Source organism: Buttiauxella sp. 3AFRM03 (genome assembly GCF_003675305.1).
Classification (GTDB): Bacteria; Pseudomonadota; Gammaproteobacteria; order Enterobacterales; family Enterobacteriaceae; genus Buttiauxella; species Buttiauxella ferragutiae.
In genome coordinates this window covers 1,715,092-1,730,255 of record NZ_CP033076.1, presented here as the reverse complement: position 1 = coordinate 1,730,255, position 15,164 = coordinate 1,715,092, and the positions used below count along the sequence as shown (strand labels likewise).

General features: G+C 51.9%; 12 protein-coding genes. 9 read left to right on the top strand and 3 right to left on the bottom strand.

Features of this window, described 5'->3' with window-relative positions; translation table 11 throughout:
- Nucleotides 1-70 precede the first annotated feature (70 nt).
- Together D8682_RS09585 and yahO are read right to left on the bottom strand one after the other, a co-directional pair.
- Entirely contained in the window at nucleotides 71-1,531 is a 1,461-nt protein-coding gene (locus D8682_RS09585) for a TrkH family potassium uptake protein (protein WP_064548851.1), read from the bottom strand.
- A 219-nt stretch (nucleotides 1,532-1,750) separates the two neighbouring features.
- Entirely contained in the window at nucleotides 1,751-2,029 is a 279-nt protein-coding gene (yahO, locus tag D8682_RS09580) for a DUF1471 family periplasmic protein YahO (RefSeq protein WP_064549020.1), read from the bottom strand.
- 1,023 nt (nucleotides 2,030-3,052) lie between these two features.
- Here yahO and D8682_RS09575 point away from each other — a divergent pair.
- From D8682_RS09575 to D8682_RS09550, 6 genes are all read left to right on the top strand, one after another.
- Nucleotides 3,053-4,168: an AI-2E family transporter gene (locus D8682_RS09575; RefSeq protein WP_064549019.1), complete on the top strand. Its 1,116-nt coding sequence runs from the start codon at nucleotides 3,053-3,055 to the stop codon at nucleotides 4,166-4,168.
- Nucleotides 4,158-5,681 (top strand): efflux transporter outer membrane subunit, encoded by a 1,524-nt coding sequence (locus tag D8682_RS09570; protein ID WP_121814145.1) that lies wholly within the window; start codon nucleotides 4,158-4,160, stop codon nucleotides 5,679-5,681. Before D8682_RS09575 ends, D8682_RS09570 begins: the two co-directional genes overlap by 11 nt.
- A complete protein-coding gene (locus D8682_RS09565) occupies nucleotides 5,678-6,772 on the top strand; it encodes an HlyD family secretion protein (RefSeq protein WP_064548847.1) in 1,095 nt (364 codons plus the stop codon). Before D8682_RS09570 ends, D8682_RS09565 begins: the two co-directional genes overlap by 4 nt.
- Nucleotides 6,773-6,783: 11 nt before the next feature.
- The gene (locus D8682_RS09560; RefSeq protein WP_121814144.1) at nucleotides 6,784-7,806 is read left to right on the top strand and encodes a DUF2955 domain-containing protein; all 1,023 of its coding nucleotides are present in this window, start codon (nucleotides 6,784-6,786) and stop codon (nucleotides 7,804-7,806) included.
- A 1-nt stretch (nucleotide 7,807) separates the two neighbouring features.
- Entirely contained in the window at nucleotides 7,808-8,233 is a 426-nt protein-coding gene (locus tag D8682_RS09555) for an ion channel (protein WP_064548843.1), read from the top strand.
- Between the two features lie 381 nt (nucleotides 8,234-8,614).
- Nucleotides 8,615-10,609: a choline BCCT transporter BetT gene (locus tag D8682_RS09550; protein ID WP_064548841.1), complete on the top strand. Its 1,995-nt coding sequence runs from the start codon at nucleotides 8,615-8,617 to the stop codon at nucleotides 10,607-10,609.
- Nucleotides 10,610-10,635: 26 nt separating this feature from the next.
- Here the strand turns inward: D8682_RS09550 and D8682_RS09545 are convergent, their stop codons facing one another.
- The gene (locus tag D8682_RS09545; RefSeq protein ID WP_202914398.1) at nucleotides 10,636-11,808 is read right to left on the bottom strand and encodes an ROK family transcriptional regulator; all 1,173 of its coding nucleotides are present in this window, start codon (nucleotides 11,806-11,808) and stop codon (nucleotides 10,636-10,638) included.
- A gap of 302 nt (nucleotides 11,809-12,110) precedes the next feature.
- On the opposite strand from D8682_RS09545, the gene D8682_RS09540 reads away from it, so the two are divergent.
- From D8682_RS09540 to D8682_RS09530, 3 genes are read left to right on the top strand one after another with little or no spacing between them, the layout of a single operon-like run.
- On the top strand, nucleotides 12,111-13,361 hold the full coding sequence (locus tag D8682_RS09540) for an extracellular solute-binding protein (RefSeq protein WP_064548838.1): 1,251 nt from the start codon (nucleotides 12,111-12,113) through the stop codon (nucleotides 13,359-13,361).
- Between the two features lie 53 nt (nucleotides 13,362-13,414).
- The gene (locus D8682_RS09535) at nucleotides 13,415-14,317 is read left to right on the top strand and encodes a carbohydrate ABC transporter permease (RefSeq protein WP_121814143.1); all 903 of its coding nucleotides are present in this window, start codon (nucleotides 13,415-13,417) and stop codon (nucleotides 14,315-14,317) included.
- Nucleotides 14,314-15,153, top strand: coding sequence for a carbohydrate ABC transporter permease (locus tag D8682_RS09530; protein WP_064548834.1), 840 nt, complete (start codon nucleotides 14,314-14,316; stop codon nucleotides 15,151-15,153). Before D8682_RS09535 ends, D8682_RS09530 begins: the two co-directional genes overlap by 4 nt.
- Nucleotides 15,154-15,164: the final 11 nt, after the last annotated feature.

The window sequence follows — 15,164 nt, the reverse complement described above, 5'->3', positions numbered from 1 at the left end:
CGCTGGCGCTTATCCAACCTACCCCAGAATGGGGTTTGTAGGGTGGATAAGCGCCCGTTCTGTCTGATAATTAACTCCTCCAGAACGTCCTCGAGAACAAAATCAGCACCGGGTAAATCTCAAGTCGGCCCAATAACATCGCGGCGCACATCAAATATTTAGCGCTATCGCTTAGCGTCCCAAAACCTGCCGCGGTCTCGCCAAAACCTAATCCCATGTTGTTAATACAGGCCGCAACAGTGGCGAAAGAGGTTAACAGGTCATATCCCTGTAAGTTGAGCATCCAAATAAAGAAGCAGGTGCACACCACATAAAGGAAGAAAAAGCTCCAGACCGAGCGCAATACCCGGTCGTTCACCGGTGAGTTCCCGACACGAATACTCATAATGGCGCGCGGGTGTGCCAGTTGATGGACTTCATGGCGGCTTTGCTTAAATAGCACCAGGAAACGCAGCGCTTTAATCCCACCGCAGGTAGACCCCACACAGCCGCCAAAAAAACTGGCTGACAACAGCAAAACGATGGTGTGTACCGGCCAGGACGCATAATCCGCCGTCGCCAGGCCGTTGTCGGTAATCATCGAACTGGTGAGGAAAAAGGCGTGTACGAAGGACGCAGGCAAGGAGTACATACCTGCTCGCCACACTTCCAGGGTAATAATCAGAATGACAATACTGGCGATCATCAGGAAGAATCGCAGCTCAGCACTCTTGATAAATGGGGTAATGCTGCGGCGGGATAGCGCCACAAAATAGAGCGTAAAGTTTATCGCCGAAAGTAACGAAAACCCGCCAGCAACCAGTTCAATGGCGTAGCTGTTGTAGAAACCAATACTGTCTGTTTGGGTCGAGAACCCGCCAAGTGACACGGTAGAAAGGCCGTGACAAAGCGAATCAAATAAAGGCATTCCCGCCAGCCAGAAGGCAAGGGTACAAGTACCGCCCAATAGCAAGTAAGTCAGCCACAGGCTTTTCGCGGTATCAGCAAGGCGAGGGGTGAGGCGTTCTTCTTTAAATGGCCCAGGCATTTCGGACTGATAAAGTTTCATCCCCCCAATACCGAGCAGCGGCAGCACCGCAACGGCCAGCACGATAACCCCTAAACCGCCAACGAAATTGAGCTGTGCGCGATAATAGAGAATCGATTTCGGCAAACTTGAGACATCGTGAAAAACAGAGGCTCCGGTGGTGGTAATCCCCGAAACACCTTCAAAGATGGCATCGGCAAGCGACACATTGTAGCTGTCATCAAGCCATAGCGGCATTGCACTGATAAGAGAAAAAAGCAGCCAAAACAACACGATGATGATAAATCCATCACGTGTTTCGAGCTGTATATTTGTGCGCCCGGTTAATCCCCAGCCAATGCTTCCCAGCGTAAAAGTGATGATAAACGTATAAAGAAAACCAAACAGGCTGCGATCTTTCTCAATCAATGCCAGCAACATGGGGGGAATCATGGTCAAACTGTAGAGCACCACCAAAAAAGCGCAGAGGTGGATCACAATTCTAAAACGGGTTGATATATACATCAGATAAACCCAAATACCTGTGTTATTCAGGTATATCAATCAGGTACGGATGGCAAAGTATAGGGTATTTTGGGGGAATCTGGCGACAAAGCAGATTCGGAAGTTTGAAATGAATGGCTAACGAGAGCATTCGTATGGTTGTTTATTGTGCAGAAGGACTGGGGTGGGACAGAATGAGCAACACGGTGGTTGCCCATTCTTAATTAGCTGAAGCGGTGATTACTTCTTGTTATACACGTCCGCAGTACCGTGAATTTTATTCTCGGTGTCCGCAGAGGTGACAACATAGAACTTGCCGCCCAGAGCATCCGCTTTCTTAGACAACTCGTCTTTAGCGTCGCTCGGTGACATTTCACCACTGGTGGTGATTGTCCCGACTTTCACATACTGATCTTTGTGGTCGTTATAAGCTTCTTTCGTCAGCAACTCTGCTGAAACTGCACCGAATGATACTGCACCCAAAGTTAATGCTACCAAAATACCCTTAGCTATCTTCATGAAAAACCTCATCTTTGATAATGGTAGATAGACTCTTGATAGCTCCCGTTGCAGGTTTGCCTGCAGCGTTGTCTATTTAGAGTAAAAAATGCAATCCCTACCCTAAGACTATGGTCGAGGATTTCGTATTTCGCCACCCCGAAAAGCGGATATTTTGGTGTAAAAATAGAAACCTACAATCATTTATGCTGGTCTTGTCGGGTGTTGCTAGCGCTAACGCGACCTGCGAAGAGCAGTTATAGGGAGGATGAGCGTCAGCAGCATTAGAATGCACTTTTTAAAGTTTCCAGAAGAATATGTTCATCAGCAACCTGCGGCAGTGCATTAGATTTACTGTAGAGTTGGCGAGCCAATGTTTATTGTTGGTACCATGAAAATTCCTAAATAATAAATTTATTTTAATCCAGATAATTAATGTTTAATTAAAAATAAAAAACAAATTGCATTGTTATGTGCTACTGGTGGTAATTTTAATTACCCTGCTAATGGAATGAGGTAAGTAATTCTATTGTTTGAGTTTGCCTGGTTGATGCCACGTTTTATCTATCCTTAAGGCAAATTTATTAGCTATTACATGCCATATAACGCTTATGTATGTTGGGCGGTAAATGCTATTGGGTTAATTCTTTAGTAGTATTTTTATCGGATTTGAGAGTATTACAACTGCTTACATAACACATACCATTAAACAAGTGGTTACATACAGGATTTAACGCTGCATTATTGTTTTAAGTCTCGTTGTTAATGCTGCTGGGAAATGAAAATACGATTATATTGAATGGTTTTTTATCTTTGTTATTAGATATTAAACTGTTCATTCATCCTTGCTGCTCCATTCTTTGCAAGAATGCCTGATTGTTCTATCATGGAAATAGTGGAATGAATTCAATCATTATTGAGTTGATTCTTATTACTGTAATAACACTCACCTATTTTATTGCAATACCAGTTGTCGGCTGGCCTGCCTTTATTGTGTCCGGCCAGGATAACTACGTGGTCACTATTAATTGGAATAACCTCATCATGGAAAATAACGAACTATCCACCGTCGTCGAGAAAAGACTGGTTGCCAGATTTCTGGATATGTTCATCAAGCTCGGTCTTATCCTGGCACTAGGTTCCTTCTGTTTTACTATCATTTCACCTTTCATGAATATGTTGCTGTGGGCGCTAATTTTGGCGGTCACGCTGTATCCGCTGCATCAGCGTTTTGCAGCTCGAATGGGGGAAAAACAAGGCAGGGCTGCAACGGTACTGGTATTACTGGGCGTGTTGTTGATCGTGGCACCAACCGTTGCCATGGTCAGCTCTTTGGGTGATAGCGTAAGTAGCGTTGTGGATAAAGCCACCAGCGATAGCCTGGTTATCCCGGCACCTTCTGCCGATGTCGCTTCTATTCCTGTGGTCGGTGGCAAAGTTCACGCATTGTGGAGCAAAGCCTCGACGGATTTACCTGGCCTTATCAACAACTATCGCCCGCAGTTAGGGGATATCACCAAGCAGGTTGTTGGTGTGCTGGCTAGCATGGGTGGTGGGTTAATCGGTTTTGTCTTCTCCTTCATCGTGGCCGGTATCATGATGGCCTGGGGTGCGCCGGGTGCAAGGAGTGCTGAACGCATTGCTATGCGTATCACCGATGAACGCCGCGGCATGGCATTGACCAAACTGTGTACCAGTACCATTCGTGCCGTTGCGATGGGGGTTATTGGTGTGGCCTTCATTCAGGCATTGCTGGCAGGTGTCGTGATGGCGATTGCCGGTATTCCTGCAGTGGGGATCTTCTTTGTCCTGGCGCTGATTCTGGGTATCGCTCAGGTTCCTGTCATCCTGGTGACGGCTCCGGCTATCGCCATTATGTGGATGACCGGCGATAACGGTACGGTGATGAATATCATCTTCTCCGTGCTGCTGGTGATTGCGGGTATGGCAGATAACGTGCTCAAACCATTATTGCTGGGACGCGGTGTAGATGCGCCGATGCCAGTGGTGCTGTTGGGTGCGTTGGGAGGCATGGCAGCCAGTGGGATCCTCGGCATGTTCGTTGGTGCGACCTTGCTGTCCATTGGTTATCGTATCTTTATGGCCTGGGTCAACCAGGGTCCAGATGGCGCGGCGGTGAGCGGAACAGATGCTCGATGATTGTCGCTTTGGGCGCTCCCTGTTAGCAGGGGGCGCCTGCCTGGTCTTGTCCGCGTGTACTGTTTTGGGGCCTGATTATAAAACCCCACAGGTTCCGGAAATGAACCAATGGCAATCTACAACTAAAGGCATGTCTTCCAGGACATCCTCGCAGAACTACGACCAGTGGTGGATCCAACTCAACGATCCGACGCTGACGGCGCTGATTAACGAAGCTTTGCGCAAGAACCCTGACGTGAAAATCGCCGGGCTGCGGCTGTTAGAATCCCGCGCCCAACTAGGGATTGCCGAGAGCTTACTTGGCCCGCAGGCGACCATTGGTACTGGCGAGGTGATTACTGGCGGCCAGCGTCGTGATAACCGCTACATTTCCAGCACCACCTATGGCGCAGGTTTCAACCTGGGCTGGGAAATCGATTTTTGGGGTAAGTTCCAGCGCGGCGTTGAATCTGCCGATGCGAGCTACTTCGCAACCCTTGCGCAGTACGATGACATTCAAGTGCTGATGGCCGCACAGGTGGCACAGATTTATGTGAACATCCGTACGCTTGAAGCGCGGTTAGATATCACGCAGAGCAACGCCAAAATTCAGCGGCGTAGCCTCGAGATTACCGAAAAGCTATTCCTCAGCGGTAACAGTGCCGAGCTGGATGTGCAACAAGCGAAAACTCAATACTTGTCGACTCTTTCCAGCATTCCGCAACTTGAAACTAGCCTGCGTCAAAGCCAGAACGCCTTGAGCGTATTGCTGGCGCGCAAACCAGGCCCGCTACCAGAAATGGCGACCAACACTGGCGAGCTGCCGCAAGGCAATCTGGCGCTGGTTTCCGAACTACCTGCCGACTTGTTACGCCGTCGTCCTGATGTGCGAGTTGCCGAAAATCAACTGGCCGCGCAGTCGGCGCTAATCGGTGTGGCAGAAAGCGAACTTTATCCTTCCATTTCGCTTATCGGTAGTGTCGGTATTAACGGGCGTAATGGCGACAGCAGCACGCTGTCCTGGGCTGCGGGGCCAACGTTCAGCTGGAACCTGCTGGACCAGGGGCGGCTGGGCAACCAGGTACTGGTGCAAGATGCCCGCTTCCTGCAACTGCACGAACGCTATCGCGATACCGTATTCCAGGCCGCGCGTGAAGTTGACGATGCCGCCGTCGCCTATGCCAATGACAAAGATGAAATCGAGTTGCTGACCCAAACGGGGGAGGCGGCGAACCGTTCTCTGGATATCGCCAATACGCAATATCGTGAGGGGATGGCCGACTTCCAGCGCGTGCTGGATTCGCAAAGAGCCTTGTTCAATCAACAGGAACGTCTGGTGAACAGCCGGGGTGCTCTGATGCGTGATCTGATCACTCTCTACAAAGCACTGGGTGGCGGTTGGGAAAAAGGGCGTCAGCGTCCATTGGTTGACTCAGCCACAGACGCCCACTTACGTGAGCGTGATGACTGGGTTCCTCTGCTTGATGCCCCTCTGCCTGCAGCAACTGATTCTAAAGAAGGTAAACAGCAATGACCGAACCCTCATCCCCGGCGGGAAAAGCCAGTCGTCGCGGAGTCTTCACTCTGCTCGGCGTGATCGTTTTACTGCTTTGCTGGTATTTAGCGGCGGACAGGCTCACGCCCTATACCTCGCAGGCGAGAATTCAGGCGTTTGTGATCCCAATCTCTGCCGAGGTTTCCGGCCAGATCCAGAAAGTGTATGTGAAGGACAACCAGCGGGTGGCACCAGGCGATCCGCTGTTTGAACTTGATCCTGAGCCTTACGACATCGCGCTGGCAAAAGCGCGCTCGGACTATGAAACCGTGCTCAGTTCGGTCAAGGCTAACAATGAAACGATTGCCGCCGCCAAAGCGGGTTTGCAAGCGGCGACAGCGGCTTATCAGAATGCTGCCAAAGATGCTGAGCGCCAGGAACGACTGTACCGCGAAGACCCCGGCACGATTTCAGTGCGCCGTCTTGAAGTCGCACAAGCCACTCGTGAAACCGCGCGTAGCCAGATGGCGGCTGCGGCTGCCGATTTACGCCGTGCCACTGAAGCCGCAGGTATTGCTGGTGAAAACAACTCACAACTTCTGAGTGCTCGCTCTGCGGTGCGCAAAGCCGAGTTGGATCGCAAAAATACCGTAGTCATTGCCACCAACCCAGGCCTGGTGACAGATCTGCGCACTGACATCGGCCAGTTCCTTGGTGCAGGTGCACCAGTGATGACGCTGGTGGCGATTAACGATGTCTGGATTAGCGCCGACATGACGGAGAACAACATTGGCAATGTGAAGCCGGGTGCTGAAGTGGCGATCCTGCTCGACAGTATGCCAGGGCATATCTTCAAAGGGCAGGTACGCAGTATCGGTTATGGCGTTAGTGCGGCGCAAAGCCAGCCTGCGGGCGTGCTGCCAACTGTCGACAATAACCGCGATTGGTTGCGTCAGGCGCAGCGTTTCCCGGTGAAGATTGCCTTCTCTAAAGATGACCTGCCACCGGTTGAAGGTTTGCGGGTGGGTGGGCAAGTCGATGTGCTGGTGTACGCCAATGGCAGTGGCCTGATGAGCTTCTTAGGTAGCATCTACATACGGTTTATGAGCCTCTTCTCGTATATCTACTAAGGTGCTGCACCATGCATAACGGAGATCGCGCGGTACTGAGAATTAGCAGCGGAACCGCCGTTGCGGCGCTGGTCTGTTATGGGCTGGCGCTACCGATGCCCCATCTTGGGGTCATCATGGCGTGGATTGTGCTGTGCCAGGGCAAACCGTTACCGATCAAAAAGGGGATTGTCGTTGGCGTAGTGCTAATGGCGACCATGATTGGTGGGGTATTGATGGTGCCTTTGCTGACGCACTATCCGATGCCTGCACTGCTGTTCACCGCCTTGCTGCTTTATCTGCTGATGCTGATGGGGCTGGCGGGCAAAAGCACGCAGGCAATGTTACTGACTACCGCACTTACCGTCATTCCGATCGCCGGTCTGATTGAACAGTCGCTAGCCATTGGCATAGCCCAGATGATGGGGCTGGGCATCATCATTGGCACCGTGGTAAACCGCTTTGCGCTGGCACTCTTTCCGCCGCATCCCACTCCGGCTGCGGCTGCGAAAGTGGTGCTGCCTCCTGAGTCGCCACACCAGTTGGCCTTACGCGCGGTGCTGATTGTCATGCCCGTCTGGCTTCTGGCCCTGAGCAATCCTGCTTTCTATATCCCGGCAGTCATGAAAACCGTGATGCTGGCACAGCAAACCAACACGCTGTCCGCCAAACAGGTGGGGAGAGAGTTGGTGTTTTCGACTCTGATGGGGGCGGTGTTGGCGGTGGTGTTGTGGTTCGGGCTGAGTATTTGGCCATCGCTGTTGATGTTGGTGCTTTGGCTGGCGTTGGTCAGCCTGTGGGTTGCACGCCGCATGGTGCGGCTGGTGGCTAACCGGTTCACGCCATCTTTCTGGAGTAACGCCTGGATAACCTGTCTCATCCTGTTTGGCCCGGCCATTCAGGATAGCGCTTCCGGCAAAGATGTCTGGCTGGCATCGGCCATGCGTTGTTCTTTGTATGTTGCGGTTGCCCTCTACGGTTGGGCATGTGTTGTGATTCTTGAGCGCTGGCACCCGAGTGGCCGGCCTGCGGTGGAAGCCACCCCTGGAGATTAATATGTTACTGGTTTTACTGACCGGGATGCCTGTCATCCTGCTGAATATGTTGTTGCAGTCGTGGGTGTCTATCGGTTGTATTCGCTTTTATATCAAACACTTTCACCAGCGCGAGGGGATGGTGGCTGGGGTGCTGGCGCTGTTCGGCATCATTATGATTGTCCTGATCGGCAACCTGCTGCAAATCATGCTCTGGGGAATGTTGTTCCTGTGGCTGGGGGAGTTTTCCACCCTGCAAGAAGCCGTTTACCATTCGGGCGTTAACTTCGCCACGCTGGGATATGGTGACATCGTGATGAGCGCGGAATGGAAGTTGTTAGGCCCACTGGAAGCGGTAAATGGTGCGCTGATGATTGGTTTGTCTGGTGCCAGTATGTTGGCGGTTTTACAGCATCATATTCGCAAGCAATTTGGGCACTCTGCATAATTTAATTATCGACGTTTCGCTTTGAAAAACAATATCGATGAAGAGAACATCTTCATCGATATCTGCAATAAAACCCCCGCTTCCTCACCCCTTATTTATTGAAATTATAACGATTAATTGAATGTCGAGTTTCATACCTTTTTTATTGTGTAACTCATTGATATTGATTGTTTATTTTTCTGTTTTTTATTTTTGATATTTTAAAGCAGACATTGAGTTTTCTTTAAATAACCACACTAGCCCTGTGGCCAGAATGTAAATTAATTCACTTTTCAGGTATACTGCGCTCGCTAAATTCATCTGGCGACTGATTGTCCATATTGTTGTTTAATTTTTTACCAGTTATCGAATGCTCTAAACGAAATAATCAAAAGGTATTTTATGAGTCAAAACGACACGGAAAACGTGGCCCGTCGTAGTCATATCAATCCCCCGGTATTTTTTATCTCTTCTGCTCTTATCGTCGCCCTTGTGGCATTTTCCTCACTGTATCCGGAACTTGCCGATCGCAAATTCAAAGCGCTGCAACAGGGCATTTTCGCTAACGCCAGTTGGTTCTACATTCTGGCGGTGGCGCTGATCCTGATGGCTGTGACGTTTTTGGGACTATCGCGTTACGGCAATATCAAACTGGGGCTGGATCACTCGCAACCTGACTTCAGCTACGTTTCGTGGTTTGCGATGTTGTTCTCTGCGGGAATGGGCATCGGCCTGATGTTCTTTGGCGTCGCGGAACCTGTGATGCACTACCTTTCTCCGCCGGTCGGTACGCCGGAAACAGTGGAAGCGGCCAAACAAGCTATGCGCTTGACCTTCTTCCACTGGGGCCTGCACGCCTGGGCGATTTACGCCATCGTGGCATTGATTCTGGCGTTCTTTAGCTATCGCCACAATTTGCCGCTGACGTTACGCTCAGCACTGTATCCGCTTATCGGCAATCGTATTTATGGGCCGATTGGCCATGCGGTCGATATTTTTGCCGTGATTGGCACCGTGTTCGGCGTGGCAACCTCGTTGGGTTATGGCGTGTTGCAGGTTAACGCGGGTCTGAATCATCTGTTCGGTCTGCCAATTAACGAAACCGTGCAGGTGGTGTTGATTGTGACGATAACCGGGCTGGCTACGCTGTCGGTGGTTTCGGGACTGGATAAAGGCATCCGTATTTTGTCCGAATTAAACCTTGGCCTGGCGGTGCTGTTGCTGGCGCTGGTGATGATTCTTGGCCCGACAGTGTTGCTGCTGAAATCGTTTGTCGAAAACACCGGCGGCTATCTTTCTGAGATAGTTAGCAAAACCTTTAATTTATATGCCTACGAGCCGAAATCCAGCAACTGGCTGGGTGGCTGGACGCTGCTGTATTGGGGCTGGTGGCTGTCCTGGTCACCGTTTGTGGGGATGTTTATCGCCCGTGTTTCGCGCGGGCGGACCATCCGTGAATTCGTGACGGGCGTGCTGTTCGTCCCGGCGGGCTTCACGCTGCTGTGGATGACCGTGTTCGGCAATAGCGCCATTCACCTGATCATGAATGAGGGCGCAACGGATCTGGCAACCACGGTGCAAAGCGACGTTTCGCTGGCGTTGTTTAACTTCCTCGAACACTTCCCGTTCTCGAATATTTTGTCGTGCATTGCGATGGCTATGGTGGTGGTGTTCTTTGTCACCTCTGCGGATTCTGGCGCGTTGGTTGTCGATTCTCTGGCTTCCGGCGGTTCGGACCAAACCCCTATCTGGCAGCGGATTTTCTGGGCGGCCATGATGGGCGCGGTGGCTATTGCTTTGTTGATTGCCGGTGGCCTGGGGGCGTTGCAAACCGTGACCATCGCCAGTGCGTTGCCGTTCTCGGTCATCCTGCTGGTGTCGATTTACGGTTTATTGAAAGCGTTGCGCATCGACGCTTATAAACAAGACAGCCAGATGATGACCACCATTGCGCCAACGGCGGCACGCAACCCTATCTCGTGGCAGCGCCGTTTGCGTAATATCGCCTACTTCCCGAAACGTTCTCAGGTAAAGCGCTTTGTCGGTGAAGTCGTGCAACCGGCTATGTCGCTGGTAGAAGCTGAGCTGGCAAAACAAGGCTCGGTTGCCACCATCGATGAGTCGGACGATGACCGTATTCGTTTCGAAGTCGACTTTGGTGAGGATTTGAATTTTGTTTATGAAGTGCGCCTGCGAGCTTATATCCAGCCCGCTTTTGCGATGTCCGGATTAAGCGATGATGAGCGCGTAGAAGAGCTGAAATATTATCGCGGCGAAGTGCATTTGAAAGAGGGCGGGCAGGATTACGACGTAATGGGCTGGACGCAAGAACAGATCATTCACGATATTCTCGACCAGTACGAGAAACACCTGCATTTCCTGCATTTGGTTCGATAATTTGTACCGCCCCTCTTGTGGGGCGGCTATTTCAACAAAACTTCATACTGCGGGTTAAATTCATCGAAGATCGGTAATGCGGCGGCACCTAAAGCAGGCGTGTCGCTGCCGGACATTCCAATACGAATTCTGGCACTTTTCGGATAACGGCTACGCACGGAATTGTACAGCGGTGTCAGGCGGTTAATCAGTTTTTCAACCAGCGGTTGCGGCATCATCCCACCAATAATCACGCACTGCGCGTCGAACACACATTCCATAATATTGATGGCCTGGCAGGCAGGCTCTACGGCAGTATCCAGCCAGCTATCGAACAACGCTTCATCGACGCCTAATAGGTCTTCAGGCATCGCCGACATGGGGTCCAGCCCACAGGCTTCGTATGCCGACTGTAACGACACATAGCGTTCGAGGCAGCCCTTGTTTCCGCAATAGCAGTCGCGGCCGCCCGGTTGCACCACCATGTGGCCGATTTCGCCCGCATTGTGTGCATGCCCGGTGTAAATTCGCCCATCGGTAAAGATCCCCGCCCCCAGCCCCGTGCCAATATACAGGTAAACGAATGAGGATAATTGCCTGGCGACCCCGTGAAAACGCTCACCAATAGCGGCGACCGTGGCGTCATTTTCGAGGGTGACAGGCCAGCCGGTTAGCGCACTCAAACGCGCCTCAATATCCACATTATCCCAACCGTGCAGGGTGGTTGGCCCCTGTGAGGAAATACCTTCAACACCAAAAGGGCCTGGCATCACCACGCCGATGCCTAACATTTTTCGCCAGTCGATTTTCACTTGTTGGCGCATTTCTTGCTGTATCTGATCAATTAGAGCCAGAGTGGGTTCCGGCTGGGGTTTTTGCACATGGACCAGTTTGCGAAAGCGAACCTGGCCCGCAAGATCCACCAGTACAACCAGCAGCGATTGATGATCAAGATGGATGCCGATGGAATAGGCGCTATCGGGATTGAGTGTCAGTGGCGTTGCTGGTTGACCCCGCCCGCCGGCACGGCGCGGCAGATGAGCGGAGATAATCCCCACCTGTTCAAGTTCCGTGGCGATGTTAGAAACGGTTTGCGGTGTTAACGAGGTCAGACGGGCAATTTCAGCGCGGGTAAGTTCGCCATTAAGGCGAATCACTTCAATAACCACCCGCCGATTGTGGGCGCGAGCGTGTTCGAGATTGGTGCCAGAAGTTGTTATCACATCATTCTCCCCACGGAAAACCTTACCGGCAGTATGCGGAGTGTGAATACAGCAATCAATTTGATTTTATTAATACGGCGATATGAATTTGACGGTCGCATCACAGCTTTGAATGTTATTGACGTGTTAATGATATTCGTCAGTAATTATTTGTTTTTAACATGCTTCGATTTTTAATGCCCAGTAGCAAAGCATCATCCGGCAGGGACGCAGGGCTGGCTAACGCCATGCCATTTTTTTTAGTCAATTAAAGCAATCAAATTGATTTAATCAACTTAACCCTGTTTCGGAGAATGACGATGAGCCTACGATTTACCCCTGCGGCCACCCTGTGCGCCCTCTCTTTATTCACTCTGGGATACAGTGCCAGTGCGCTGGCTGAAACCACGCTCAGTGCGCTGTTTATGACCCAGGCGGCGTACAGTGAAGCCGATATCCGCGCGATGACCGCAGATTTCACTAAGCAGCATCCTGACATCAAAGTGAACCTCGAATTTGTCCCTTACGAAGCGCTGCACGACAAGATTGTTGCCGCTCGCGGTGCCGGTGATAAAGGTTATGACGTGGTGCTTTTCGATGCCATCTGGCCTGCTGAATTCAACAAATTTGGGTTATTGCAGGACGTGACCACCCGTATTCCGGCAGACGTCAGCAGCAAAATTTTTGATGGCGCGATTTCCACCGTGACCTACAAAGACAAACGCTGGGGCATGCCGTGGATCCTCGATACCAAATATCTGTATTACAACAAAGCGATGCTGGCAAAAGCGGGGATCACCACGCCGCCCGCCACCTGGGCTGATGTTGAGAAGCAGTCGGCGATCCTGAAAGAAAAAGGCATTGTGAAATACCCGCTGGTCTGGAGCTGGTCGCAGTCAGAAGCGCTGCTGTGCGACTACACCACGCTGGTGTCGGCGTTTAAAGGTGAGTTTTATAAAGACGGCAAGCTGAACTTCACCAATGCCGGAGCCATGAAAGCTATCGATTACATGAAACAAACGCTGGATAAAGGGCTGACCAACCCGAATTCCCGTGAATATCTGGAAGAAGATGTGCGTAAGTCCTTCTCCAACGGTGATGCCGCTTTCGCCCTGAACTGGACGTATATGTACAACATGGCGAACGACCCGAAACAGAGCAAAGTCGCGGGTGATGTTGGCGTGGTTCCGGCACCGGGTGAAACCGCAGGCGGTGCGGCTGGTGTGAATGGTTCGATGGGGCTGGGTATCGCCAAAGCCAGTGCGCATCCGGATCAGGCGTGGGAATACATCAGTTACATGACTTCGCAGCCGGTACAGGACAAATACGCCAAATTGAGCCTGCCTATCTGGAAATCGTCTTACGATGATCCGGCGGTACAGAAAGGCCAGGAGACACTGATTGCTGCCGCGAAAACCTCGCTCAACGTGATGTTGTCTCGTCCGGTCACCGCGGATTACTCGCGTTTGTCGAACATTTTGCAGCAAAACATCCAGGCAGTATTGCAGGGTAAAACCCCGGCGAAAGAGGGGATGGAAGCGGCAACCGCCGCCGCCGATCGTTTGCGTTAATTATTCACCAACACGCCCGCCATAGTCTGGCTATGGCGGGCCGGGAACACTGAATGCTCACATTACCGCAACGCGAGAAACGCCAGGCCTGGTTACTTCTGGCCCCCATGCTTCTGATGATGTTCTTGCTCACCGCCTGGCCACTGGCTCGCACGTTGTGGCTCAGCTTTACCGATGCCGGATTAATTGGCGATGGCAGCGCACCGGGCTGGGTGGGCAGTGATAACTTTCTCTATGCGCTGACTGACCCCGACTTTCGCGAAGCACTGTGGCGAACGCTCTATTTCACCGCTGTCTCCGTGATTTTCGAAGGGATTCTTGGCGTGCTGACGGCGCTGTTGCTCAACCAGCAGTTTTGGGGGCGTAGCATTCTGCGCGTGCTGGTTATTTTACCGTGGGCGCTGCCGACTATCGTCAATGCCACGATGTGGCGGCTGAACTTCAATCCGGATTACGGCAGCATCAACGCCTTGCTAACCCAGCTCGGGCTGATTGATAACTACCGTAGCTGGCTTGGCGACCCGTCATCCGCCATTAACGCGGTGATGTTTGCCGACATCTGGAAGAACTATCCGCTGGTCACGTTACTGGTACTGGCAGCATTGCAGACTATCCCGGACGACCTCTTTGAAGCAGCACGACTCGACGGCGCATCGGCCTTCCGGCGTTTTCGCAAAATTACCTTGCCGGCGATTGCCGCACCGTTGGCAGTGGCGCTGATTTTACGCACCATCGACGCCTTTAAAGTGTTCGACATTATCTACGTGATGACCCGTGGCGGGCCGCTCGACAGCACCAAAACCGTCAGCTTCTTTGTCTACCAGGAATCGTTCAGCTATTTGCGTGCCGGTAGCGGCGCAGCTTACGCGATTCTGATGACGCTGATTTGTGCGGTGCTGATTCTGATTTATATGCTGATGTTATTGCGCCAGCGCCGTTCAGGGAGTGCTGAATGAAACAGAAAATCCGCCTTATTCTGCGTTATCTGGCCGCGCTGGTGTTAGCTGTGTCGATTCTTGCGCCGTTGTTATGGATGTTCCTGATGAGCGTCAGTTCGGCTGCCGACTTGACCCGGGTTCCGCTGGAATGGCTGCCACGCCAGTGGGATTTCAGCCGCTATGCCAGCCTGCTGACGTTAGAGGAGGGCAAACCTGGCGCGCTGTTCCTGCATGCGCTGGGCAACAGTTTGCTGGTGGCTTGCGGTTCGACAGTGATTTCGCTGCTGCTGGCAATCCCGGCGGCGTACAGCTTTTCACGCTATCCGGGGCGCGACATCTGGCTGTTTGGCGGGCTGGCGATTTACATGGTGCCACCCGTGGCGTTCGTGCTGCCGCTCTATTTCATCCTCGAAAAGCTGACGCTGCTTAATACACACCTTGGGCTGATTCTGGTGTATTGCTCGATGATTATTCCGTTCCTCACCTGGATGCTGAAAAACCAGTTTGATGCGCTGCCGATTGATATTGAGCAAGCCGCGCGTCTGGACGGTTTGCGTTACTGGCAAGTGTTGCTGCGGATTACGTTACCGCTGGCAAAACCGGCACTCGGCGCCTCGGCAATGTTTGGCTGGCTGCTGGCGTGGGATGAATTCTTTTACGCGCTGCTGTTTACCAACAATATCAACGCCCAGACGCTGCCGGTCACCATTGCCGGTTTCACCGCCGGGCGTGCTACCGACGACGGGTTAATTGCCGCCGTTGGTATTCTTGCGGCTATACCGCCGCTCTTTATTGCGCTTTGGCTGCAAAAAACACTGGTCAGCGGATTAACTGCCGGTGGCAGCAAAGGCTGATGATGGACACG